We start from the raw sequence: 25,076 nt of genomic DNA on the forward strand, positions 1-25,076 counted from the left end.
GCCAGGCGCGGCGCTTAAACCGCCGACCGGGCCGGCAGCGGTGCGAACGCGCACGCGGCGCGCCGGTCCGCCGGCAAAATGAACGGCTGCGCATCGAGACGCCAGACGCTTCGCGTCTGGCCATCGAGACGCAGGTCGACGGCAGGCTCGGCGTGAACCTCGCCGATGACGGCACACGCAATGTCGCGCGCTTCGAAACGCCCGATCACCGCCGCGACGTCGTCTTCGCGCACGCTCAGCAGATAACCGAAGCTCGGGAAAATTTCGAGCCAGCGCGCGAGCGGCACGTCCGCGGGCTTCGGCAAGCGGTCGAGATCGATGCGCACGCCCACGCGCGAGCACTCGGCCATCATCAGCGCGGTTCCTGCGATCCCCGCCATGCTGATGTCCTTCGCCGCCGCGCACAGGCCGCTTTCCGCCAGCTCCGCGAGCACCGCCAGATCGCCGCGCAGACGTTGCGCAGGCGCCTCGGTCGCGGCGTTCCAGTACGGATAAGGCTCCACGAATGCGCCGCGCAGATCCACCGCCATGAGCAGCTTCTCGCCGGGCCGGGCCGCGAAGCTCGAAAGCAGACGCTTCGCACGACCGAGGATCGCCACGGCCAGCTGCGTGCGCTCGCTGCGCGCGTTGCTATGGCCGCCCACGATCGGCACGCCCAGCTGGCGCGCGGCGGCCGCCATGCCTTCCAGCACCGGCGCAGCGGGCTCGAGGCCGTCGCTCCAGATCACATCGACGACGGCAATCGGACGGCCCCCCATCGCGCATACGTCACTGACGTTCACGAGCACCGAACAGTAACCGGCGAACCATGGCATCGCCTCGATCAGATCGCTCACCATGCCTTCTGCGGCGAACAGCAGGTAGCCGTCCCCATCCGGTATCGCCGCGCAATCGTCGCCTGCGGCCCGCACCACGGAGTCCGCGCCGCCCACGTCCAGCGCGGCCAGCATGGGTGCGATGTCGGCCTTGTGGGCAACGCCGCGGCTCGCCCGCAACTTGTCGACGATGTCGTCGAGCGTCATGCGGCCCTCCGCTGATCGACGACGAAACCGTCGAAGGGCGTCGCGCACGGCGGATAGTGCGCCAGGTCGGCTTCCATGACGTGATGCGCGCGGCCGTAGAAGATCGCCTCTTCGACCGTGCGCCAATGCAGCCGGTGAAAGAGAGGCGCATTCTGCGCCTGGACCTGCGCGAGAAACGTGTCGCAACCGAAGGCGTGCGCGCTGCTCACCGCGAGGCGGATCAGGGTCTCGCCTATGCGGCCACGGTGCCGATACGGCACACTCACCGCGAGACGGGAGCCGTGCCACGTCGCCGCAGTCGAGGGGTCGCGATGAATACGCACGGTGCCGACCACTTCTGGCGCGTTGCTGTGCGGATTGAGCACGGCCACGAGCAATTGCGCATGCGCGTCGATCGCGTCGCGATCGTCTTGCGCGAAGAGGCGTTGCTCCTCGCAAAACACCGCGCGGCGAATCGCGAATGCCGCATCGTGTTCCCATGCATGGCGCGCCCAGCGCACCACGATGACGTCGGCGCCCGCGCCGGCGCCCGGATAGATTGCCGTCATGCCGCCACCCTTTCGAACGAAGACAACGAGGAGCACGCGCCGCATTTTCCGCAGCCCGCCTTGATATCGGTCGCGCGCAAGCCGGCCGCGCGCACCATCGCGCCGAGCGGCCCGAGAATCGCGCGCATGAATTCCGGTGTCGGCGGCGGGTGATCTTCGAGCGGCGTGCCGGAGATGGGCACGAACGGCACCACGAAGGGATAGACGCCGAGCTCCAGCAACTGCCCCGCGGTGTCGAGCACGCGCTGCGGCGAATCGCCGAGCCCCGCGAGAATGTAGGTGCTGACCTGGCCGCGGCCGAACACCGCCACCGCCGCCGCGAACGCGGCCATGTAGCGGCTCACCGGCACCGTCGCCTTGCCGGGCATGATGCGCGCGCGCTCGGCCTCGCCGATCACCTCCAGATGCATGCCGAGCGTGTCGATGCCCGCTTCGCGCATGCGTTCGAACCACGCATCGTCGTCGGGCGGCTCGCATTGCGCCTGAATCGGCAGATCCACCGCGCGGCGAATCGCGCGCGCGCTTTCGCACAGGATGGCGGCGCCGCGATCCGGCGTCGGCGGCGTGCCGGTCGTGAGCACCATGTGCTTCACGTTGTCGAGCAACACAGCCGCTCGCGCCACCTCGGCCAGTTGCTCCGGCGTCTTGTGCGCAACCGTGCGCCCCGCCGCGAGCGACTGGCCGATCGCGCAGAATTTGCAGGTCTTCTTGCGGCTTTCGTAGCGAATGCAGGTTTGCAGCACCGTGGTCGCGAGCACGTCGGTGCCGTGCAGCGTGGCGATGTGCGAGTACGGCACGCCGTCCAGCGTTTGCAGCTTGTAAAAGCGCGGCGGCTTCGCGAACGCGATCTGCGCAATGGGAATGCTGTCGCGCATGAGCACGCTCGCGCCGTTCGTATCGGGCGCGTGCGCGACGAACGCGGACTGATGCGCGCCGTGCGTATGCACCGGCACCATCAGCGTGACGCCGTCGATCACCACGGCCTTGTGATCGGACGGCCCGGCGCCGCCGCGCCGCGACAAGCCCTCTGCATCGGGCGCGGCAAAGCGCAGGCCGCTCGACTGCAACTCAGTCAGGAGTTGCAGCTTCGATTCCGGCAGATTGACGCTGGCATTCATCGTGAAAGCTCCATGAAGCGGTGATGGGCGTATCGTCGAAGGAGAAAACCGGCTTCGCGGGCCGCTCGTTGATCGCGAGGCCCAGCAGTTCCGGCCGCGCGTAGTGACCCACCGAATCCATCATCCGTTTGCGCTTGGTGATGAGCGCCATGTCGAGATCGGCGATCACCATGCCCTCGCCTTCGCGCAACGGAGCGGCCAGATGCTGGCCTTCGGGCGAGACGATGGCCGTATTGCAGCCGCCGCGCAGCGCTTTTTGCAGGCGCGGATCGCTCGTGATCGATTCGATCTGCGCGTCGCTGAGCCATCCCGTCGCGTTGACGACGAAGCAGCCCGACTCGAGCGCGTGATGGCGGATCGTCACTTCGATCTGCTCGGCGAAGATCGGTCCGACGAGCGAGCCCGGAAACTGGCTGCAGTGAATTTCCTCGTGCTGTGTCATCAGCGCATAGCGCGCGAGCGGGTTGTAGTGCTCCCAGCAGGCGAGCGCGCCCACGCGGCCTACGGCCGTCTGCGCGACCTTCAGGCCGGCCGCGTCGCCCTGCCCCCAGATCATGCGTTCGTGGAAGGTGGGCGTGAGCTTGCGACGCTTGACCTTGATCTGGCCATCCGCGTCGAAAATCAGCTGCGTGTTGTAGAGACTGCCGTGATCGCGCTCGTTCACGCCGAGCACGATCACCATGCCGTGCTCGCGCGCGAGCGCGCCGACGGCATCCGTGACGGGGCCGGGTATCGTCACCGCCTGCTCGTACAGCCGCAGATGTTCCGCGCCCGACTGCACCGGCGGCAGCACGAACGAGAAATACGGGTAGTACGGCACAAACGTTTCGGGAAACACGGCCAGTTGAACGCCCTCGCGCGCGGCGCCGGCGATGGCTTCGCAAACGCGCGCCAGCGTGCCCGCGCACGAATCGAGATCCGGCGCGATCTGCACGGCGGCGGCGCGAACGATGCGCTTCGTGGATGTAGTCGACATGGCGATACCCGGGCGAACTCAAACCGTCCAGGTGTCGATCACGAGCGCATTCGACTTGCGATGCAGCAGTTTCAGATCGAGCACGTCGAGAGGATTGATCGGCCGCACGCCTTCGATCAGCGACGCTTCGCCGTGGCCGTAGAGCGCCTGCAGCGCGAAGCGGCACGCGTAAACCTTGCCGCCCTCAGCCATGAACTTCATCAGCTGATTGTTGAAATTCAGGTGCCCAGGAAACGCTTCGGCGCCGAGCGTGGGGAAGCCGCGCTGAACGCCCAGCATCACGCCGGGGCCATACAGCAGGATCGAAGTTTCGAAGCCCTTGCGCTGCAAACGCGTAGCCTGAAGCATATTGACGAAGCCGATCGAGCCTTCGAACGCAACCGTATGGAAGGTGACGAGCGCTTTCTCGCCGGGTTCTGCCTTGACGTCCTCGAACACCTTCTCTTCGTAATCGACCAGGAAGTCGCCGGTCTTGTGGGCGGGCGTAGTGATGGCGGGCATTGCGTGACTCCGTTCAATGATTGAGGACCGTGACCGACCGGTGGCCGGCGCCTCTCATTTCGCAACGGATGTGCCATCAAGCAGCCCGCTCCATGCAATCAAGTTCCAATCAAACGTCCGCGGCGGGAATGATCGGCCCGAAAATTTCTTGCGCACGGAAGACGCGCGGGCGCCCCGGCACCCTGCGCGCCGGCCGCGCGAACCGGGACACGCCCCGCCTTAGGGCAAAGCGGGAATCGTTTCGGTGCGCGCCCGCATCAATGCGGATCATTCGGGATCGCTTGCCCCGATCGCATGCGATCAATTGTTTATTTTCCGGCGTGCATCTTCACTAGAATCAAGGCATCGCTTCTTCGCGCCCTGCGCCCCTGTCATGTCGAACGTCGCCGCCCACTGGCTCAGACGGCTCGCCGAAAGCGGCAAGCCCGTCTACCAGACCATTCCCGATCTGATCGAAGAAGACGTGGCAAGCGGCCGCCTGCGGCCGCACGACCGGCTTCCCGCCCTGCGCGATCTTTCCGAAGCGCTCAAGGTGAACTACACCACGCTCGCGCGCGGTTACGCCGAAGCGCGCAAGCGCGGGCTGATCGACTCGCGCGCGGGCAGCGGCTCCTACGTGCGCGGCCGGGCGCCCGCCGTGCCGCTGCGCGCGGGCACCTCGCTCGAAATGACCATGAACATGCCGCCCGAACCCCCCGGCATGGGCGCGCGCGTTGCAGAATCGGCCGCGCGGATCATCGGTACGGCCGACACCTGGTCGCTGCTGCGCTACCAGGACTTCGGCGGCTCGCAGTTCGAACGTTCGATGGCGAGCCAGTGGCTGCGCCACACCGTGCCGGACCATCGGTCCGATGCCCTCCTCGTCTGCCCGGGCATCCATAACGCGCTGGTCGCCTTGCTGCTGCGGCTCGTCAAGCCGGGGGAATCGATCTGCGTCGACGCGCTCGCGTATCCGGGCCTGAAAGTGATCGCGAATCAGCTCGGCATGTCCCTCGCGCCGCTGCCGCACGACGACGAAGGACTCAACGCCACGGCATTCGAAGCGCTGTGCAAGACCCGCAAGCCGGGCGTCCTCTATTGCAACCCGACACTGCAAAATCCCACGACGCGCACGCTCTCGCAAAGCCGCCGGGAACATATTGCCGATATCGCGCTGCGCTACGACGTGCCGATTATCGAAGACGACGCCTACGGCATGCTGTGCGAGAAGCCGCCTGTCGCCCTTGCCACGCTCGCGCCGGAGCTCACTTACCACGTGACGGGAATGTCGAAGTGCTTCGGCGCGGGTTTGCGCATGGCGTGCGTCGTCGCGCCCACGATCCGTCACGCGCAGCGGCTTTCAGGCGCGATGCGCGCCACCACGGTGATGGCGAGCCCGTATATGTCGCATCTCGCCGCCTGCTGGATCGAAAACGGCGTCGCGCAGGAAATGCTCGACGCCATTCGCGCGGAATGCGCGGTGCGCCAGCACATCGCGGCACAGGTGTTCGAGGGCCGCGCGTTCGAGGCGTCGAAGGACTGCTTCCATCTCTGGCTCGAGGTGCCCGCCAACACGGGCTGGAGCGCGTCGGAACTCGCTTCGCATCTGCGGACAAAGCAGATCGGCGTGGTCTCGGGCGCCGCGTTCAGCACCGACGGCAATCCGCCCAACGCCGTGCGCATCTGCCTCGGCGGCCCCGGCAGCCCGCTCGAGATGGAGGCCTCGCTACAGCTCGTCGCCGACATGCTCGACCATCCCGACCATCTGCATTCGCCGATGCTCTGACCGGCGCGCGCCGCGTCGGCGCAGCCGTTCAGAACGTATGGCGGATGCCGATATCGACAGCGGTCGTCGTCGCCCCCGTCGGCACCGCGAACGAACTCGGCGCCAGTACGGCGAGGTTGGTCTGGAACGCGCCCTGGTTGTGGACAATGCCCACCTGCGAGTAAACGGTCGTCCGCGGGGACAGCGCATATTCGGCGCCGAACGCGAACATCCTCGACTTGTTCTCGCTCATGTCCTTGTTCACCGCGTAATAGAATCCGCCGTTCAGCTGGATGGCCGGCGTCACGGCATACACGGCGCCCGCGCCGAACACGTTGACGTTCGATAGCGCCGCATCCGACGACGGGTTCAGATAATTCACCCAATCGATCTTGGCGAGCACCGGGCCGAACGCATAGCCGACGCCCGCCGTTTTCCCGATGGCGGTGGTCTGGCCGGTCTCGGGATCGGCGTGCGTATAGTAAGCGGCATTGGCCACAACCGGACCTTGGCTGAACGACAGGGAAACGGACATGCTGCGACCGTTCCTGGTCGATCCCGGCACGCCCCCTACGGCATATTCGACCGCGCCCGTCAGGCCGTACAGTTTCGGCGTGGTGTAGACGATGGCATTGCTGTCGAAAATCCCCGTGATGCCGAACTGCTGAAAGTACTGCACGAGCTGGCTGCCGAACTGCGGCATGCCCCGCGGATCGCCGTCCGTGACGGCCAGGAAGAACGGTGAGAATTGCAGACCGAACTTGACGTCGCCGAACGGCCCCGACAAACCTATCGTCGCGGCGCGTCCGAAGATGCCGCCGTTCGAGTCGCCCAGCGCGCCGGTTCCCGTCGAAAAACCGCCTTGCAGATTGAAGTTGACGGCATACCCGCCGCCGATGTCCTCCCGGCCGCGCAACCCGTATACCGAGGGCAGCCACGCACCGTCGACGAACGCAACGCCGCTTTTGCCGTCGGGCGCGGTCTTGTTCTGATAAAGCAGTCCGGAATCGAGAATGCCGTAGATGGTCACACTGCTCTGCGCGGCCGCCGTCGCCGTGAAACCGATGAGCAGTGCTGCACATAGAAATCGTCTCATGATCGTCTCCTGATTGTTTTTTCGTAACGGGCCTTCCGGCCTCGCGCCATGCTGGCGTCTGGTGTACGGACTCCGTCATCGATCCTCGAAGATCCGTAGCGTCACGATAGGTTCGAGATCATGCAGGCGATAGGTCATGCTCCGATAAATATTCGTTGTACTTTCTATCTCCCGGAGCGAGTCGGACTCGAAAGCGCTCCGAACGAAAAAACCGCGGCCGAAACTGCGGCAGCGGTTCAGGGAAACGACCGGGCATTGAGCAAGCGCCCCTTGGGGCCACGCTGCCTCCCGCTCACGACGGCTGGCTGTCCGCCGCGACCTTCTCCCGCAACGCGCGCCGCAGGATTTTTCCGGAACTGGTCTTGGGAAGATCGTCGACCACCTCGATCAGACGAGGCACCTTGTATGCAGCAAGCCGCTGCCTGCAGAACTCGAGCAAACCTTCGACATCGGCTTCGGCATGGCTTTTCAACACCACGAATGCCTTCGCCAGTTCGCCCTTCGTTTCGTCGGGTATGCCGACGACCGCGGCCATCGCCACGGCCGGGTGCTCGCACAAGACGCGCTCGAGCTCCGCGGGATAGATATTGAAACCGCCGGTGATGACCATGTCCTTCAGGCGGTCCACGACAAAGATGAAGCCGTCGTCATCCACGTACGCGAGATCTCCTGTGCGCAGCCAGCCGTCCCGGTCGATCGCCTCGGACGTCGCCTCCGGCTGCCCGAAGTAGCCCTGCATCGCCAGCGGGCCTTTCATCTGCAACTCGCCGACCTCGCCCGCCGGAAGCGCCCCCTCGCGCGACTCCAGCGAGGCGATGCGCGCCTGCATGAACGGCAGCGGCACGCCGATGGAACCATGCCGGCGCGGGCCGTAGAGTGGATGCGTGGCCCCCAGACCGCCCAGTTCGGTCATGCCCCAGAGCTCGAGCAACGGCACACCCAGGCGGCTTTCGACCTCCTTCATCTTGTACGCCGACATGGTCTGGCCGCCCACGGTGCAGCGAGTCAGCGAAGACACGTCGTACTCGCCGAGTTCGGGCGAACTCAGGAGATACAGGTACATCGTCGGCACGCCCTCGAACAGGGTGGCGCGATACTTCTCGATGCTCGACAGGATTGCCTTCGCGTCGAACACCGCGTGCAGCACAAGCGTCATGCCGCACGCGATGGCGCTGTTCATCACGATGTTGCCGTACACGTGCGAACACGGCAGGGCGCTGACGACGACGTCGTGCTCCGTGCGCACATGGAACGTCGAGGTCATCGCCGTGTTCAACAGAATCGAGCGATGCGAGAGCATCGCGCCTTTGGGGTGCCCGGTCGTACCGGACGTGTAGCCGATGGTGCTCAGATCGTCGATGCCGATCCCCTCCACGGGGAAAACAGCACCGGGTTCGCTCTCGAGCAAATCGCTGAAATTCTCGATCTCCGCGCCGCCGCCCGTGAACGAAACGAGCTTCACGCGAGCGGCGCCCATCTCGTTGCGCAACGGAACCAGCTTCCCCAGGGTGCCAAGCACGGCAACGGCCTTGCAATCCCGTATCGCATATGCCGCTTCCGAGGCGGTCAACATGAGATTCAAAGGACTGACGACCGCGCCCAGCTTCATGACGGCGTAGTAGGCAATGACCCACTGCGCGCAGTTCGGCGAATAGAGCGCGACGACCGAATCCTTTCCGACGCCGCGCGCGCGCAGGCTACCGGCCAGTGCGGAGGAAAGCTGGTCCAGTTGCCGAAACGACCATGTTTTTCCGTCCACGATGAGTGCAGTCTTGTCGCCGAACTTCCGCGCCGCCTGTGTGACAAGTGCCCCGACTGACTGCTCCATGACCTCCTCCCCTTGCACGCTTTTTCTCATGCGAAACACGACCCCGATCAGGCACCCAGCGGTCGTTCCATGACCGTCTGCACGTTGCAGTATTCGGCAAGGCCATGCAGCGAATTCTCGATGCCCATGCCGGACTGCTTGTGGCCGCCGAACGCGATATCCGGACCGAACACATGAATCTGGTTGATCCATACGGTGCCCGCCTCGAGTCGCTGCGCGACGTCTCTTGCCTTTTCGAGGTCGGCCGACCACACCGATGCGGCCAGTCCGTATTCCGTGTCGTTTGCGCGGCGAATCGCCTCGTCGAGATCGCGATACTTCAGGATCGGCAGGACCGGGCCGAACGCCTCCTCGACGACGCATCGCGCATCGTCCGGCGGGTTGTCGATCAGCGTGATCGGAATGAAATAGCCGGGCGAGCGAGCAGGCGCGCCGCCGAGCAGAACGCGGTGCCCCTGGGTCTGCGAATCCTGCAGCAGATCGCGGACCTTTTCATATTGCATCTTGTTCTGCAACGGCCCGAGTTGCGCCTGCACCAGCAATCCATTGTCGACCTGCACGGTCCGTGCGTAATCGACAAGCGCCGCCACGACCCGGTCGTACACGTCTTCGTGAACATACAAACGCTTCGTGGCGACGCAGAACTGCGAGCTGTTCTGAAAGCTCGCCCAGAACAGGTCTTTCGCGATCGCCTCGGGATCCACGTCGGGCAGCACGATGGCGGGATCGTTGCCGCCGAGTTCGAGCGTGAGGCGCTTGAGATTCGAGGCGGCGCTCTGCATCACGCGCCTTCCGGTTGCCGTCGATCCGGTGAACGCGATCTTGCCGATGCCGGGGTGCGCAGTCATCCACTGCCCCAGGTCGTTGCCGCCCGAAATCACGTTGAGCACGCCAGGGGGCAGCACCTCCTGTGCAAGCTCGCCGAACCACAAGGTGCATAGCGGCGTGAACGGCGAGGGCTTGAGGACCATGGTGTTGCCGGCCATGAGCGCCGGCGCGATTTTCCAGACCGCCAGCAGAAGCGGAAAATTCCACGGCGTGATGCCGCCGATGACGCCGATAGGCGTATGGCGCGTGACGACGCGATTCACCCCGTCGTCGCGAACGATCTCTTCGGGCAGCGACTGCTTTGCGATTTCGCGTAGCCAGTGAATGGAGCCGCCGATCTCCCATTCCGCCCCGGCACGCGGTTTTCCCTGCTCGGTGGTCAGAAGCGTGAGGAACGCTTCGTAGTGCTCCTCGATTTTCCCGGCGAGCCGCTCCAGCGCCGCGCGCCGCTCGGCGATGCTGCTGGCGCGCCACGTGAGGAAAGCCTCACCGGCGGCCGCGACCGCGGCATCGAGCTGTTCGCGGCTCGCGAGCGGGAACCGCGCAATACGCTCCTCCGTCGCGGGATTGATTGCGAAATCGGTGTTTTCCGATGTCACGCGCTGCCCGCCGATGGACATCGCGAACTCGCGCACCGGAACCTCGGTTCCCCACATTGCCTTCTCGTTCTTCATCGCTGTCTCCAGTATGCTTCGTGATTCCGACACTCGCCGCCTACTCGTCCATGTGAAGCACGGCCTTGATGGCGTGCCCTTCCTCGGTCTCGGCAACCGCCTTGTTGATTTCGTCGAAGCGGTAGTGCGTCATGATCTGCTCGACGGGGAATCGTCCCTGCTGATGCAGCTCGATGAGGCGGCCAATGAAGATGCCAGGCACGCTGTCGCCCTCGATAACCCCCCGCAAGGTCCGGCCGAAGAGGATGGAAAGCATGTCCAGCGTGACCTCCGTTCCCGCCGGCGGCAATCCGATGGAGCCGCACACCCCGCGCGCGTGCAGACACTCCACCGCCTGGCGAAGCACGCGCGGCAACGCGGTCGTCTCCAGCGAATAGTCGGCGCCGCGGCCCCGGGTGACGGACTTCACGTAGTCGACGGGGTCTTCGTGCCGCGCGTCGATCGCGTGCGTGGCGCCGAGCTTGCGCGCCAGTTCGAGGCGGGCGGGATTGAGGTCGACGGCGACGATGGTCGTGCAGCCGATCAGGCGCGCCGCCATCACGGCGGACAGGCCGACCGAGCCCGCGCCGAACACGACGATCGAAGTGCCGGCACGCGGATTCAGCGTGTTGAGCACTGCGCCGGCGCCGGTCTGGATGCCGCAGCCGAACGGCCCGTAGAGCGGCAACTGGGCCGGCGTGACGGAGTCCGGCACTTTCACGACGTTGCGCCCAGTCGCGAGCGCATGCGTCGCGAACGACGACTGCTGGAAGAAGTTCGCGCTGATGTCCTTGCCGTCTTTCTTGACGGAGGCGGAACCATCGAGCCGGCGACCGCTGAAATTGTTCGGCATAAGATGATCGCAATACGCCGGTGCGCCTTCCTCGCAGCTCGGGCAATGACCGCAGGAGTGGTACGACATCACCACGCGGTCGCCTTTCCTGAAGCGCGTGATATCGCGCCCTACCGATTCGACGATGCCCGCGCCCTCGTGCCCGAGCACGATGGGTAGCGGAATCGGCACGTACTGGTCGCGAACGACCAGGTCCGTATGGCAGACGCCGGAACCGACGATCCTCACGAGCACCTCGTCGGGACGAGGGTCGTCCAGACTAACCGTCTCGATACTGAAAGCGCCGGACTTTTCGTTGACGACTGCCGCCTTGATTTCCATGATTTCCTCCTGATGCGGGTGGTGCACCCACCCGTGACGGCAAGCATCGAAAATCGCTTCCGCCCGGTGTCATGATAAGTAATGCTTAGTTATTGTTCTGGGCCCCGGTGCCGACTTCCTCTCTCTCGCTACGAGAGTCTCGCGAGTGGACGCCTTTTGACGGACACGTCCACCCGCGGCGGAGTACAGCCCTATCCGGCTTTCGTATTCGATCCGCCCGCGGCATGGCCTAGACCCAGCCTAAGCGGCTCGATGCGCTCGGTCAGAACCGAGAACTGCCTGTAGCCCAGGCCGTAGAGTTCGTTGACCACTCCGGTCGACGGCGAGGCCCCCAGCTCGAGCACGACGCGCCACCCTCGGTCCCGCGCGGTCACCGCCAGTTGCGCCAGCGACGTGAGCAGGAATCCCTTCAGGGTGTTCAGCGGCGAGAACGAAAGATGGCCCGCGGCTTCGTAGCGATCGATCACCTCGGCCGAGAACGACATCTCGTCGGGCCAGCCGTGGAACGTGCGAACGAGTTCAGGAATATCGATCCAGATATCGACGCCTTCGACCGCCGCATTCGGCAATTCGGCCAGTAGCGCGGCATTCTGAACAAGAATGCCGGCTTTCGGGCCGCCGATTGCGTCGACCGCTTTGGCGAATGCCGCGATTTCCAGAACATCCAGAACGGCCGGCAGCACGACAGTGACGCGCGCGTGCTCCACGTCGGCCATCGCCTTCGCGACGCCCTCGATCACCGTGTTGGTCAGGCGAGGTGCGCCGAGCGGCAACAGCAGGCCGGGTTCGAGCGATGCCCAGCCGTCGACCATGTGACGCGCGCGTGAGCCGCTCAGTCTCGGCAGCCGCAGCGCGACGTCGTGACCGCGCGCCGCACCGAGGAACTCCGTGCATACCGCGATCACGGCGTCGCGGAAGCGGTCTTCCACCTTCGCGGCGGGTGCGGCGGCGTTCGCGCTGAGCGCCTGCACCGCCCCGATCAAACCTTCCGCCTGCCCGCTTCCGATCAGCAGGTCCACGACCGGAACGACCCCCACGCCAGCCGGATGGCGCTTCACGATGGCGCCAAGCTCGCCGGTCAGTCGCGCCGAAGCCCACACCGAAACACCCGACAGCGCTTCCGCCCAGCCCAGCAGCTTGTTGAGGTACGGATTCGATGCGCCGGTATCGTCCAGCTCGATCGCGCCCACGTAGATGCGGCCCGTCTTGCCATCTACGGACAGCGTGTCGCCTTCGCGGAACGTGCGCTCGCCCACCGTGAAAGTGCGAGCGTCTTCGTCGACCGCGAGCGCGCCGCACCCGACGACGCAGGGTTTGTCGAGCGCGCGCGCGACGACCGCCGCGTGGCTCGCCGAACCGCCGCGCGCGGTCACGATGCCTTGCGAGTGCAACATGCCGCGCACATCGAGCGGGCTTGTCGTCGGGCGCACGAGGATGACGGCCTCTCCGCTTGCCGCGCGCTCCACCGCCCGGTCGCTGTCGAGCACGGCGACGCCCGTGCAGTGGCCCGGGGAAGCACCCACGCCTTCGAGGAGTAAACGTCCTTCGGCCGCAGCGAGGCTCGCGGGAACGAAACCCGGTCTCACGAGCTGGCGCAACTGATCGTCCGACACCCGGCGCAACGCGCTTTCGCGATCGATCAGCCCTTCGTCCGCCATCTCGACTGCAATCCGGACAGCAGCGGCAGCCGTGCGCTTCGCCGCGCGCACCTGCAGCAAATGCAGTTTGCCGCGCTCCACCGTGAATTCGATATCGAGCGCATCGTGGTACAGCTGCTCCAGCTGGTCGCCGACGCTGCGGACCTCCTCCGCGATGCGGGCGACTGCCGGCGTGGGGGCGCTGAGCGATTCCGGCGTCTTGGTCCCGGCGACCAGGTCTTCGCCCTGATGGCCCGCGAGGTATTCGCCGAAGAGCCGGCGCTCGCCCGTCATGGGGTCGCGCGTGAATGCAACGCCCGTTCCCGATTCGGCATCGAGATTCCCGAACACCATCGCCTGAATCACCACGGCGGTTCCCAGTTCGTCGGAGATGCCATGGTGTTTGCGATAGGCCTTCGCTCGCGCCGATTCCCACGATTCGAAAACGGCGATCACCGCCCGGCTCAACTGCTCGCGCGGCGAAGGCGAGGGCCGCTCGCCCGCTTCGGCCTCGATCTCGGCCAGCAACTGCGCCTCGACGCTCGCGAACGTGCCGGCATCGGCGTCGCCCGACGCCAGGAGGGTTTCCGCGAAGCCGGGAACGATGGACTCGGCATCGACGCCGAGCACCGTGTCCGCATACATCGACCAGAAGCGCAGCCAGGTGTCGCCGACGAAGGCGCGGTCGCCGGAAGACGCGGCGAACGCGGCAGCCGAGCGGGCGTCGAGACCGAGGTTGAGAATCGTGTCCATCATGCCGGGCATGCTGATCTTCGCACCGGACCTCACGGACAGCAGAAGCGGCACGCCGCGGCCGCAAAAGGCCTTGCCGGTACGCTGCTCCAGCAGGTGAATCGCGGTGTCGATCTCATCGCCCAGCGACGCCGGCAACAGGCCGCCATTCTCGCGAAACGCCTTGAACGCGTCGGTGCTGATGACGACGGCGGGCGGGACCGGCAGTCCCATCTGGCGCATCCTCGCGAGCCCGCTCGCCTTGCCGCCGAAGCGGGTCGTGTCGGCCGGGTCGATCGTGTCGACATCCCACAGATACTTGATAGCTGCCATGTTCAATGCACATCCTCTACGGTCTCGCGCGGCCGGCCGACAACGGCAAGAATGTCCTCGTGGAATTCGAACCAGATGTTGTGAATCGAGTCTGCGCGCGGATTCGTGACGAACGACCGGTCTCCGAGGTCCACACGCTCGAGCGCCGCGGCGAACCGGTCCGCATAGACGCCGTAGCGCGGAATCTCGACCTCGATCCGGCGCAGCGCCGCAATCTGGCGCTCGACGACCTTCGTTAGCTGGGCCAGCACGCGCGCATCGCCCTCCGAGGTCTGGAACTCGCTCACGAGCTTGAGAAACTGGCTGTTCAGCGTCTCGAAGCGCTCGTACCACTGCGTCACGGCAGCGCGCTTCGCGAGATACGTCTCGTTGTAATACTCCAGCACGGCACGACGCCCCGGGACATCGAGCAGGTATTCGCCGCCCAACTCCACCGCTTGCCCCTTGCCGACGGCTTCGTTCAAGGCGTTCTGAACGTCGGCCGACGGTAGATGCACGCACTCGACCAGAGCCGCGGGATTTGCCATCTTCTTCAGATACAGGGCGTTAAGCACCAAAAATGCGCTTTCCGTCAACATCATTTATCTCCGGGTTGTGCGGGCGGAGGCTGCAGTCCTCCGCCGCGTCCTCTCAGCCCCTCGTGTCAGAGCCAGGCGTATTTCGAATGCCGGATGTCGGCGCTATCGGAAAACGGCAGATAGCCTTGCCCCGAGAAAATTTTCTGCGGCACCACCGATTGCACGAAGTTTCGCTTCGTGATTTCGTAGTAGTAGTTCGATACGCGCTGGTCCAGCTCCCAGAAGTTCATCTTCTCGTTGACGTGGTCATACAGCCCCGCCTTGCGCAGATGCGGCAGGATCATCCCGACGTAGTAGCTGTAGATGCCGTTGGTGCACAACTCGCGGCGCGGCATCTTGAGCGTCTTCTTGTACAGCTTGAAGGTGGCTTCCTTGATTTTCTCGAGATGCGGTGCGAGGTCCTTGATGGCGACGGGATAGACTTCGCCCATCGGGGTGTCCCACGCTTCGCGCACGAACACCGCGGCGCCGCGAATCGCCGGCACATAGTTCTTGGGCACCGTGAAAGTCGTGGAAATGTCGTTGACGCGAATTTCCTCGAGGCCGAGTTCGTCCGGGTCGATGACGAGCGCGAGCGTGTAGCAGTGCGGCAGCCCCTCGCACACGTCGCTCCAGTGATAGACGTCCTCGTTCACGAACAGGTCGCGAATGATGAGGATCTTGCCGTCCTTCAATTCGTAGGGCCCCGTGTCGCCGAGACCCAGCCGGCAATCGTAGTGATCGAAGAACGCAAGCAACTCCGCCGCAGCGTTGAACGCCGTGAGTTGCCTGAAAGTGTCCGACTCGCTCTCGAAATACTCGACCTCGTTGACGAGCCGGTCGATGAGTTCCTGATCGTGAATCTGGCAACGATACCGGTCCTGGGAATTCAGGATGTAGCCGTCCTGGCGCTTGCCCCACAACACCCGCTGGGCGAACTTCAGGATCGTGTTGCTCTCCTCGACATAGTCGTCGGGCCCGATCGCTTCGAGCGCGAGCAGACCGCAACGGCCCATGCCGAACGCCACGGCGCCCAGACACCAGTCGTGCACGCAGTTGATCTTCGTGCCGATCTCCTTGCGCGCGCTCGCGCCGATGTCCATCACGCCCTGCGGCCCGACCTGATCCGTGATGAGCCGCATGAATTCGGGGTAACGATAGAACTCCTGCATAAATGCCAGAATCTCGTATTCCTGGCGCGGAATCATGCCCGACACCCCTTCCGTGGCGCGCATCACGAGCACGTCCCAGATATTCCACGCGAAGTAGTTGTTCAGGTCGTTGAGCTCGTCGATCGTAAACTCGGGCTTGAGCACGTCTTCGCGCGTGACTTTCTCGAGTACGCCCGTTTTCATGCGCGCACGCATTGCGCGGTCGCCGGCGATGCCGTCCGGAACGGGATCGAGATCCTTGTAATTACCGGTGTAAAGCAACGACTGGAAGCGAAGTCCGTCGTCATCCTTCTCGTAGCGCTTCTTGTACGTGCTTTTGCGCGGCTGATCCATCGTCGTCTCCTGAGTAGTGGTGAGTCGCGTCACACGACAACCTGGCCGAGTTCGGAGCTCGTGCATTTCATCGTCACCTTCTTGCCGCTGAGCTCCTTGACGATCTCGTCGAAGTGCGCCTGCCCCGTATTGCCGACTTCGTAGCGGGACGCGCTGTTGCTCAGATGCGCGGTCATGATGCAGGGGATCTGAAACTCGCGGGACAGAATGCCGAGATGCGACTCCGGCGCGCCCGACATGGTGATCACGCCGATCGCGCCCATCGAAAGCGCGGGTGCGAGGAAGGTGGTCGTGCCGCCGCGAACGAGGAGGATGTGATCCTTGAGCTTGCCGCTCTGGATCAACTTCACCACCGACTGCGGGTCGTGCAGATAAATCACCGTTCCGCTCGGTTCCTTATCCGTTTCGAACGCGTTGAAGCCTTCTGCCACTACGGTCATCGCTGTCTCCTTTGACGGCACGCGAGGTGCGCTTTAATCAAATGTTTTCCGTTACCACCCAACCGCTAACCACACTCCAGATCTTAGGCACTTCCGTCACGCGGTTCCTTATCTCCCGCGGCTAAAAAACACCGGCTTTTTGTGCAAAATTGCGCGCTCCCGGACCATGAGCCGACAGCTTCAACGGTCATGCCGGTTTGCGCCGTTCTCGCGGAAGTGCACCAGCAATTCCTCGGGCCATACGGCGACAAATTCCGCGCCCGCGGCGACAAGCTGCGCGGGAGAATGCATGCCCCATGACACGCCGACGGCGCGCGCGCCGGCCGTGAGCGCGGCCTTCACGTCGCCGATCGTGTCGGTGATCAGAACGACGTCGCCGACGTGACGGCCAGCCGTCTCGTCATAGCTCGGCGTATCTCGACGGCTCAATCCGTAACTCGGATCGGACATGACTTTCTGGATCGCGGTTTCCTTGTCCGGTTCGACATCGCCCGAAAACACGTGACCGAAGCACTGTGCCAGGCCCGCATCGGCCAGAACGCGGCGAATGGCGCCCATGACGTTCGACGAGACCACGGCAAGCGGAAACTCGGCCGCCAGACTCCGGACGACGTTGCGCATGCCAGGAATGACCGGCGGACGATATTCGCTGAGCAGCAGATCGAAAAAGTACGCCTTGACCTCTTCTGCTCTCTCGTCATTGCCGCATTGCTCGCGCAGGCCGACGAAAAGATTGCCTTCGGATAACGCATAGAAGGCTTCGGCCGTGCTCACGCCCAGGTCGAATCGTCGGTTCACCTTCTCGAATACCCGCCACGATGCCTCTCTCGTCTGCACGAGCGTTCCATCGAGGTCGAACATGATCATGCGCAGCGACACGACTACCCCCGAACGGTTAAGGCGGCCGATTCCGGATCACTGTTCAAACGGGTCAGTGAGGGCACCTCGAAGAAGTCCATGACTTCGCCATACCCGGTCTCGCCCTGGCATTGCCACTTCGTCAGCGTGTTGAACGCCACCATGTTCGGCCAGCATTGCCACGGGAAAGTGGTCGTGGCGCTGCCTTGCAGCTCCCACGTCCGGCCGTCGCAATCCGTCAACGCCAGTTGAATGTGCTCGGGATAGCGGTCATGAACGCGGATCGTATTTCCCACCCCGGACTTCAGGCCGTAGACCTTCCCGTCCTGAAGCACGTAACCGTGGCTCAGGGCGAGTGTCTTGCCGCCCGCGTTCTCGTCGAACGAGAAGATGCCGTGCACGGCGAAGCGCTCGGAGAAGTGAGCGTGCAGCCAGCTCATGTTCGGCGCGCCCCGTTCCGGGCGCGGACCCCAGCTATGGTCCATGGTCGACACGCAATCGATCTCGTGGCGCTCGCCGCGCAGCAGGATGTAGCCCTGAACCCGGCCGGTCTGGTCGAAGTGGCCGTTGTAGGCCGTGCCCCACGCGAATTTGCCCGCCTCCTGTTGCGCAGCGACGATCGGGTCCATCGCGGGATCGTGAATATCGAACGGCAGCATCAACGCCGTATATTTGACGTGAATTTCCGTTTGCTGGCCGTCGTCGTAGTCGATGGCCCAGACCATGTTGGGCTCGATGCACTTCACGGCGAGCCCGTTGGCGAGACGGTAATCGAGCAGATTGCGCGGCTCGGGAATCGGCAGGTGAGACTGCAGATCGTTGTAGTCCGCGTGCCACGGCGTGAGCGCCCGGCGCGAATTGATGCTGATGGTCGAATTCACGATACCCAGATTCGGCCGAAACAACGCATAAACGCCGACGTTGATATTGGACTCGGCCGAGTAAAACCCGAAATAGTTCGTTTCCGCCCAATTCGGTTTGTCTGCGTCGGCAACGTGAAACTGTGCGTCCTCAGCCTTGATCATTGCTCCTCCGTTTATGGAAAACTTTTTGAAAGATCTGACGCCTGCATGCATCGACTGAGGCCATCTTAGCCATCCCCGCTTCACGCCCATATATCCCGCGCAGCCAGATCGTCACCTGCAATTTGTCTATCACAGATAAAACCTGCGTGCCGAAGCCCCATATTTATAGCTTCCGGGTCGCCTCGGCAGTGGTCTCCGGGAAAACGCTAATAGGACGCGGGCCTGTGGTCGGCGATACAGAGCGTACTCGGCGGAACGCGTACACGGCGTGCTGTATTGCGGCAATCCGCGCGCATTCAGTGGGAGCAACGGATGAAAATTCAGGAAGATGCACTCGTCACCGCGCCGGAAGCGGGCGTCTCGCGTCGCTTCTCGCTTCAATCGGCGCTCGACACGCTGTCTGCGGCCGTGCTCGAAGGCACCGAATCGGTCACTTCGCTGGCGCTCGACCTCGTGCGCGCCGGCACGGGCGCCGCGACCGTTATCGTGCTCAGGCGCACACAGGGAGAATGGAGCGCCCAGACCGCTCTCGACAACAGAAACGGCAAGCTTCTGGCGGCGGGCATGGAAGATCTTCTCAAAGACGACAGCCAGTTCGTGCCCGGCGACTATGGATGCTTCGTTCCTCTGGCGCCGGGCTCGGAGGTCATCTTTCTGCCCGACTTCGCGCCGAGCGCCGCGCACGAGGAAAATCTGCGGCTCCTCTCCTCCGCCTTCACGTTGGCATCCGCCGCCGCGAGCCGAGGACGCGCGGTGGTCGCCGCGCTCGACGAAATCAGCGGATTGCAGAGCGTGGTTCGCGAAACGCTATCGGCGCGCGAGCTGAACCAGGTGCTTTCGTGCGCCACGCACGAAACCTTGCGGCTGCTGTCGTCGAACATCTGCGGCGTGTTTCTCAAGGAAGGCGACGAGGTCGTAATGCGCAGCTGCGTGGGCAACCTGCGTCTGGAGACCGCGCAGTTGAGAATGACGAAGGGCCGCGGCGTAGCGGGACGCGTCTTCGAGACCGGCGAGGCGGTACGCGTCGACGAATACATTCGCGACAACACCATCAGCCCGGACTATATGGATCTCGCGCGGCTGGAACATGCGTACTCGGCTCTGGCCGCTCCGCTCAAGGTTCACGACGAAGTCGTCGGCGTGCTCGAGGTCTGGCGGCGCAGGAAGTCCACGTTCTCGGATCGCGACGTCAGACGGATCAAGGCGCTGGCCGATCTTGTGGCGATTGCGATCCAGAACGCGCGACTCTATGAAACGCAGCAGAATGCCGTCGAGCAACTCGCCGCGGCGAACCGCAGGCTCGAGAATCAGAACAGCGCGTTCGGACGGTCCGCCGAAATCCAGCAATCGATGATCGAAGTGATACTCGCCGGCGAAGGACTGGATGGGATCTCGAAAGTCATCGGCCGCTATTCGGAAGCGGAAGTCGCCATTGTGTCCGACGAAATGCAGCCGATGACCACCTGCATGACGAGCCAGACAATGTTGGCGGCGCTCCCGAGGTTCGCCGCGCTGTTGCGCAATACGCCCGATATGCAGACCGACCGGCGCGTCCTTGTCGACAATGCGTGGTTTCGCGCCCAGGCCATTGTGGTCTCGGGCGAAAGAGTCGGCTGGGTTTGCATCCTGTGCGACACCGAGCCGGGCGAGATCGCCGACATGGCGCTCAGTTCGGGCGTTATCGCCTGCGCGCTGAGCTACCTGGAAAGCCGGGCGGCCATGCTGGCGAGGGCCGAAGTCAGCAGCGAGATATTGTGGGATCTCCTCGAGGGCGAACCGAAGGTGCGGCTCGCCGCGATTTCGCGCGCCAAAGGGCTGCGCATCGATCTGACCGGGCCGCATCGGGTGCTGCACGGCTCGCTGGATCAACTGGACGAGCTGGCTCGCTACGAAAGCTGGGACGCGAGCACCGCCGAACGGAACCGGCGCATCGCGCTCGACTATTGCACGCGCGGGCTGGAGCTCGCCGGGTTGAGGCTGCTGACCGTGCGAGGCAATCTGCTGATTGCGCTGGTGAGCGGCAAGAATACGGATGAAATTCGCCGCACCCTCGAAACGATCCGGCGCAACGTTTCCACGGCGATTCCGGGATTTGCTCCGTCGTGGGGCGTAAGCGCCGTCAGCGGCGGCAGCGGCGATTTCCGCGCCTCGCACCGCGAAGCGGCCATTGCCGTGCTGGCGGCCACGAAATTCAGCTCCGAGCGCATCGCCATTTCCGATGAGCTCGGCGTTCTGGGCCTGCTGCTCTCGATCCGGCACGACGGCGATCTCGAGGGACTCGTGGGCGCCATCCTCGGCGACGCAGTCGAATATGACCGCCGGCACAACGAAGCGCTGGCCAAAACGCTGCGCGCGTTCTTCGATGCCGACTGCTCGCTGCAGGCCACCGCAACCGCGCTTCATATTCATCAAAAGACGGTCCGATATCGGCTCACCCAGTTCGAGCAACTAAGCGGCATGGACCTGCGCCGGCACGAGAGCCGGATGATGGTCGATCTCGCGCTGCGCATGCAGACGATACGCGGCGACGCCAGGGAGTGACGACGGAGGCGCGGTTGCGCCCCGCGCGCGGCCGCCTGAGGTGCAAAGCGCCCGAATGCCGCGCTACCGGACGAGCGCGACGATGCTCGTCCCATCGAGAAACGCCTCGACCGAACGGCCGAGGGTGCCTTCTTTCGCCAGCGCCGAGCGCGGGTAGCCGGAACTGAAGGCGCGCGCGCCGGTGCCCCGCGCCGCCTTGCGCTATGCGTGACTTCCGAAGCCGACCACGATCTTCGCCGTCAGCAGGAAATGATCGCTGATCAGCGCAATAGCATCCGCCTCGTTGCGCTCCAATACCGCTTCGACGAGTTCCTTGTGCTCGTGTTCGCGCGGTATCACCACGGCCTGCCGCGACAGGTGCCGGTAACGCTCCGCGTGGTCGAACAAGCGCATGCAGGTGTCCACCATCCATTGCGATCCGCAGCCCGAAAAAATCTGCAGATGGAACTCGCGATGCAGCGGATCGAACGCCTCGTTCTGGACCGGCGGCTCCTCCGACTCGTAACGCGGCACCTTCGAAAGCCGGTGATACGCGAGCAGCACCCGCTCCTCCCACGCCGCATCGCCATGCCGCACCGCTTCGCGCACCGCCGCCTGCGCCGTCCACACGCGTGCGCGCGTGAGGTCCTCGAGGCTCTCCTCGCTGATCGGCGCAACCGCGAACCCGCGCTGATCGAGATAGATCACGAGCGACTCCGCCGAGAGGCGGCTCAACGCCTCGCGCGTAGGAATCGTTCCGCCGCCATAGCGCTGGGCTACGTCGTGCACGCGCAGGCGCTCGCCGGGCTTCAACACGCCGCGCAGGATGTCGTGCCTCAGGCGGCCATGGATTGCGCTCGCGGTGGTTTGCGGGGAAGACGCGTCCTGAGCGGCTTCGCTGGACAGAAAAGAAGGCACAGCAGGCTCTGAAAAGGTCGATTCGTAGACTATACCAGTGTTAACCCGGAAAAAGCCACAACACTGACCACATCTTCATTTTTGTATATTATTCTTCCACTCAACTAACATCGTATATGACAACTTCAACCGAACCGGGAATCGATTCATGCAATTACTGAGTTTTCGCGACCATGCCGACCTCACCATCCGTCTCGGCCTGGTGCGCGGCGTCGACCGTGTCGTCGACATCGCGGCGAGCGCCGCCGCACTGGGAATGACGCTGCCGTTCGACGCCGCCGACATGGTGTCCCTGATCGCAGCAGGCGCGCCGGCGCGCGCGGCGCTCGACGAGCTCGCGCGCCGCGCCGCCGAAGACCGCCCGCTCGCCGGCCTGGAATTGCTCGCTCCCATCCCCCGGCCACGCAAGAACGTCTTCTGCGTGGGCTGGAATTATCTCGAGCACTTCGCCGAGGGCGAGAAAATCCGTCCGCACGTCAAGGACATGCCGGAATTCCCAACCTTCTTCACGAAGGCGCCGACGACCGTTTGCGGCCCCTACGATCCCATCCCCTATTTTCACGAGCTTTCCGCGCAACTCGACTGGGAAGTCGAACTTGCGGTCGTGATCGGCAAGACGGGCCGCGACATCGCGAAAGACGATGCGATGGCGCACGTATTCGGCTTCACCGCGCTGAACGACCTGAGCTGGCGCGACATCCAGCGCCGCCACGGACAGCAGTGGTTCAAGGGAAAGAGCATTGACGGCACCTGCCCGATGGGACCGTGGATCGTCACGCGCGACGCGCTCGAACCGGACGGTCTCGATCTGGCTTCGCTCGTCAATGGCGTCGTCAAGCAGGCATCGAACACGCGCTTCATGTACTTCGACATCCCGACCATCGTCGCCGAGCTTTCTCGCGGCCTCACGCTGGAGGCCGGTGACATCATCGCGACAGGCACGCCGCCAGGCGTGGGGCACGCCCGCACGCCGCCCGAATTCATGTATCCCGGCGACGTGCTGGAAACCAGGGTGGCCGGCATTGGCGTGCTGCGCAACACGATCGGCGCCTGAGGCCACGCACGCCCAGTGCACTTTGCACCACTTTCATCGACCGGCCCTGGCGGCCAACAGGAGTTCCCATGAGTTTTTCCATCCGTCGCGTCGTCACCGGCCACGACGCCAACGGCAAGGCCTGCGTGAGCATCGACGAGTCAGTCTCGAACATCGCGCCGCTGCGCGAAGGCGCGACAGCCACCGTAATATGGACAACTGAAGGTTTTCCGGTGGACAACGACGCGCCTGGCGACGGCGCGCAGCGCAAGGTCGCGACCGCGCATCCGAACGGCACCGTGTTCCGCGTGATCGAGTACGCACCGGGCGTCGCACCGCGCAACCATCGCACCGACTCGATCGACTACGCGGTGGTGCTGTCGGGCGAGATCGACATGGATCTCGACGGCCACGAAGTCCACTTGAAGGCAGGCGACGTGCTCGTGCAGCGCGGCACGATTCATGACTGGATCAACCGCGGCAGCGAGCCTTGCGTGATCGCATTCGTCCTGATCGCCTCCCAGCCGATACACGTGGCCGGCCACGCATTGCACGCGACGGGCTGATTCCCCGCGCCGCCCGCGATCTCGATCGCACGCACAAGTACAAAACCGGGACGAAGCCCCGCCAGGAGACGCTCTTGAAACTACTCGCCCGCTCGGGCTTTTCCAGCGATGCGGACTGGACGCTGTACAACCGCATCGCCCAACGCCTGCTGCCGTTCCTGATCCTGCTGTACGTCATCTCGTTCATCGACCGCATCAACATCGGCTTCGCAAAACTGCGCATGGCGTCGGACATCGGTCTGTCCGATGCCGCCTATGGTTTCGGCGCCGGCATCTTTTTTCTCGCATACTGCCTGTGCGAGGTGCCGAGCAACCTGATGCTCGCACGCGTGGGGGCGCGGGTCTGGATCGCACGAATCATGGTCGTGTGGGGTATCGTCTCGGCCGCAATGGTGTTCGTCGATTCGCCGCTCTCGTTCTATGTGATGCGCACGCTGCTCGGCGCCGCGGAAGCCGGCTTCTTTCCCGGCGTGATCCTTTACCTGACCTACTGGTTCCCCAACCGCCAGCGCGCGCAGGCGGTCAGCCTGTTCCTGCTTGGCATCGCCCTCGCCGGGGTGCTGGGCGGCCCGCTCTCGGGCTGGATCATGCAGCACTTCGACGGCCGCTGGGCCCTGCACGGCTGGCAGTGGCTGTTCCTGCTCGAAGGCGCGCCCGCCGTGCTGGCCGGGATCGCAACGCTGTTCGTGCTCGACGACGGACCGGCCCGGGCCCGCTGGCTTCCCGCCGGGGACCAGGCGCGTGTGCTCGCCACGCTCGCCCGCGAACGCGCGGCCCGCGACGCACAAGGCCACGCGCACCGGCTCGGCGACGCCCTGCGCAACGGCGATGTATGGCGCCTGTCGATCGTCAATTTCACGCAGATCGGGGGTATATACGGTCTCGCGTTCTGGTTGCCACAGATCGTTCACGATCTGGGCGTCAAAGGGTTCGTGCAAACCGGGCTCGTGAGCGCAGTGCCGTTTGGCTTTGCGGCAATCGGAACGGTGGTCGTCGGCCGCCACTCCGACGCCTCGGGCGAGCGCCGCTGGCACGTCGCCGGCCCCGCTCTGATCGGCGCGCTCGGGCTCGTGCTAAGCGGCGTCTGCTCCACGTACCCGGTGGTCTCGCTCGCCGGCCTCACGCTCGCCGCCTTCGGTCTCATCAGCGCGAACGCAGTGCTGTTCTCGCTGCCGGGCACGCTGCTCTCCGGTACGGCTGCGGCGGCCGGCATCGGCTTCATTTCGACGATCGGCAATATCGGCGGATATGTCTTTCCGTTCGCCATCGGCTGGGTTCGCGAACTGACGCATCAACCCGCCTGGTGCCTGTTCGCGCTCGCCGCCGTGTCGTGCGCGGGCGCCCTCGTCATGCTCAGCCTGCCCGTCGCCGGGCGGGTGCGCGGGTGCGCGCCCGGCTGAACTGCCTTCACTCCCGGGTTTGGAGACAAAGGATTCGCATAGCGGATCCATTCCTCGATAACAA

21 protein-coding genes are annotated in these 25,076 nt (G+C 64.4%); 5 read left to right on the top strand and 16 right to left on the bottom strand.

The window, feature by feature from the left end; all coding sequences use genetic code 11:
* Positions 1 to 14 precede the first annotated feature (14 nt).
* The 5 genes from U5760_RS18460 to U5760_RS18480 are packed head-to-tail and all read right to left on the bottom strand — an operon-like array spanning position 15 to position 4,165.
* Complete coding sequence (locus U5760_RS18460) at positions 15 to 1,022, bottom strand: sll0787 family AIR synthase-like protein (protein ID WP_322013727.1); 1,008 nt, start codon at positions 1,020 to 1,022, stop codon at positions 15 to 17.
* Positions 1,019 to 1,570 (bottom strand): MSMEG_0567/Sll0786 family nitrogen starvation N-acetyltransferase, encoded by a 552-nt coding sequence (locus tag U5760_RS18465; RefSeq protein ID WP_322013728.1) that lies wholly within the window; start codon positions 1,568 to 1,570, stop codon positions 1,019 to 1,021. Before U5760_RS18465 ends, U5760_RS18460 begins: the two co-directional genes overlap by 4 nt.
* Positions 1,567 to 2,688 (bottom strand): MSMEG_0568 family radical SAM protein, encoded by a 1,122-nt coding sequence (locus U5760_RS18470; RefSeq protein WP_322013729.1) that lies wholly within the window; start codon positions 2,686 to 2,688, stop codon positions 1,567 to 1,569. The genes U5760_RS18465 and U5760_RS18470 overlap by 4 nt, the downstream gene beginning before the upstream one ends.
* Positions 2,639 to 3,664: a Nit6803 family nitrilase gene (locus tag U5760_RS18475; RefSeq protein WP_322013730.1), complete on the bottom strand. Its 1,026-nt coding sequence runs from the start codon at positions 3,662 to 3,664 to the stop codon at positions 2,639 to 2,641. The genes U5760_RS18470 and U5760_RS18475 overlap by 50 nt, the downstream gene beginning before the upstream one ends.
* Positions 3,665 to 3,682: 18 nt before the next feature.
* Positions 3,683 to 4,165: an MSMEG_0572/Sll0783 family nitrogen starvation response protein gene (locus tag U5760_RS18480; protein ID WP_322013731.1), complete on the bottom strand. Its 483-nt coding sequence runs from the start codon at positions 4,163 to 4,165 to the stop codon at positions 3,683 to 3,685.
* Between the two features lie 373 nt (positions 4,166 to 4,538).
* Here U5760_RS18480 and U5760_RS18485 point away from each other — a divergent pair, with 373 nt between their 5' ends.
* Positions 4,539 to 5,930 (top strand): PLP-dependent aminotransferase family protein, encoded by a 1,392-nt coding sequence (locus tag U5760_RS18485; protein ID WP_322013732.1) that lies wholly within the window; start codon positions 4,539 to 4,541, stop codon positions 5,928 to 5,930.
* 28 nt (positions 5,931 to 5,958) lie between these two features.
* Here U5760_RS18485 and U5760_RS18490 read toward each other — a convergent pair whose 3' ends face one another.
* From U5760_RS18490 to U5760_RS18535, 10 genes are all read right to left on the bottom strand, one after another.
* A complete protein-coding gene (locus U5760_RS18490) occupies positions 5,959 to 7,005 on the bottom strand; it encodes a porin (protein WP_322013733.1) in 1,047 nt (348 codons plus the stop codon).
* Positions 7,006 to 7,297: 292 nt separating this feature from the next.
* Positions 7,298 to 8,863 carry a class I adenylate-forming enzyme family protein gene (locus U5760_RS18495; RefSeq protein WP_322013886.1) on the bottom strand — a complete coding sequence of 522 codons (1,566 nt, stop codon included), beginning with the start codon at positions 8,861 to 8,863 and terminating at the stop codon, positions 7,298 to 7,300.
* 17 nt (positions 8,864 to 8,880) lie between these two features.
* The gene (locus tag U5760_RS18500) at positions 8,881 to 10,335 is read right to left on the bottom strand and encodes an aldehyde dehydrogenase family protein (RefSeq protein WP_322013734.1); all 1,455 of its coding nucleotides are present in this window, start codon (positions 10,333 to 10,335) and stop codon (positions 8,881 to 8,883) included.
* Between the two features lie 40 nt (positions 10,336 to 10,375).
* The gene (locus tag U5760_RS18505) at positions 10,376 to 11,488 is read right to left on the bottom strand and encodes an NAD(P)-dependent alcohol dehydrogenase (protein ID WP_322013735.1); all 1,113 of its coding nucleotides are present in this window, start codon (positions 11,486 to 11,488) and stop codon (positions 10,376 to 10,378) included.
* A gap of 191 nt (positions 11,489 to 11,679) precedes the next feature.
* Positions 11,680 to 14,190 carry a pyruvate, phosphate dikinase gene (locus tag U5760_RS18510; protein WP_322013736.1) on the bottom strand — a complete coding sequence of 837 codons (2,511 nt, stop codon included), beginning with the start codon at positions 14,188 to 14,190 and terminating at the stop codon, positions 11,680 to 11,682.
* A 2-nt stretch (positions 14,191 to 14,192) separates the two neighbouring features.
* Positions 14,193 to 14,747 (bottom strand): hypothetical protein, encoded by a 555-nt coding sequence (locus tag U5760_RS18515; RefSeq protein WP_322013737.1) that lies wholly within the window; start codon positions 14,745 to 14,747, stop codon positions 14,193 to 14,195.
* 86 nt (positions 14,748 to 14,833) lie between these two features.
* Entirely contained in the window at positions 14,834 to 16,252 is a 1,419-nt protein-coding gene (locus U5760_RS18520; RefSeq protein WP_322013738.1) for a hypothetical protein, read from the bottom strand.
* Positions 16,253 to 16,281: 29 nt separating this feature from the next.
* The gene (locus U5760_RS18525) at positions 16,282 to 16,692 is read right to left on the bottom strand and encodes a PEP-utilizing enzyme (protein ID WP_322013739.1); all 411 of its coding nucleotides are present in this window, start codon (positions 16,690 to 16,692) and stop codon (positions 16,282 to 16,284) included.
* A 180-nt stretch (positions 16,693 to 16,872) separates the two neighbouring features.
* Positions 16,873 to 17,559: an HAD family hydrolase gene (locus U5760_RS18530; RefSeq protein ID WP_322013740.1), complete on the bottom strand. Its 687-nt coding sequence runs from the start codon at positions 17,557 to 17,559 to the stop codon at positions 16,873 to 16,875.
* Positions 17,560 to 17,573: 14 nt separating this feature from the next.
* The gene (locus U5760_RS18535; protein WP_322013741.1) at positions 17,574 to 18,575 is read right to left on the bottom strand and encodes a hypothetical protein; all 1,002 of its coding nucleotides are present in this window, start codon (positions 18,573 to 18,575) and stop codon (positions 17,574 to 17,576) included.
* A 312-nt stretch (positions 18,576 to 18,887) separates the two neighbouring features.
* Here U5760_RS18535 and U5760_RS18540 point away from each other — a divergent pair, with 312 nt between their 5' ends.
* Complete coding sequence (locus tag U5760_RS18540; RefSeq protein WP_322013742.1) at positions 18,888 to 21,116, top strand: helix-turn-helix domain-containing protein; 2,229 nt, start codon at positions 18,888 to 18,890, stop codon at positions 21,114 to 21,116.
* 201 nt (positions 21,117 to 21,317) lie between these two features.
* Here the strand turns inward: U5760_RS18540 and U5760_RS18545 are convergent, their stop codons facing one another.
* Positions 21,318 to 22,013, bottom strand: coding sequence for a GntR family transcriptional regulator (locus tag U5760_RS18545; protein ID WP_322013743.1), 696 nt, complete (start codon positions 22,011 to 22,013; stop codon positions 21,318 to 21,320).
* A gap of 148 nt (positions 22,014 to 22,161) precedes the next feature.
* On the opposite strand from U5760_RS18545, the gene U5760_RS18550 reads away from it, so the two are divergent.
* From U5760_RS18550 to U5760_RS18560, 3 genes are all read left to right on the top strand, one after another.
* Positions 22,162 to 23,067, top strand: a complete 906-nt coding sequence (locus U5760_RS18550; RefSeq protein WP_322013744.1) for a fumarylacetoacetate hydrolase family protein — start codon at positions 22,162 to 22,164, stop codon at positions 23,065 to 23,067.
* Positions 23,068 to 23,135: 68 nt separating this feature from the next.
* Complete coding sequence (locus U5760_RS18555; protein WP_322013745.1) at positions 23,136 to 23,612, top strand: cupin domain-containing protein; 477 nt, start codon at positions 23,136 to 23,138, stop codon at positions 23,610 to 23,612.
* 74 nt (positions 23,613 to 23,686) lie between these two features.
* The gene (locus tag U5760_RS18560; RefSeq protein WP_322013746.1) at positions 23,687 to 25,012 is read left to right on the top strand and encodes an MFS transporter; all 1,326 of its coding nucleotides are present in this window, start codon (positions 23,687 to 23,689) and stop codon (positions 25,010 to 25,012) included.
* Positions 25,013 to 25,076 lie beyond the last annotated feature (64 nt).

It is taken from the genome of Paraburkholderia sp. J12 (genome assembly GCF_905220215.1).
Classification (GTDB): domain Bacteria; phylum Pseudomonadota; class Gammaproteobacteria; order Burkholderiales; family Burkholderiaceae; genus Paraburkholderia.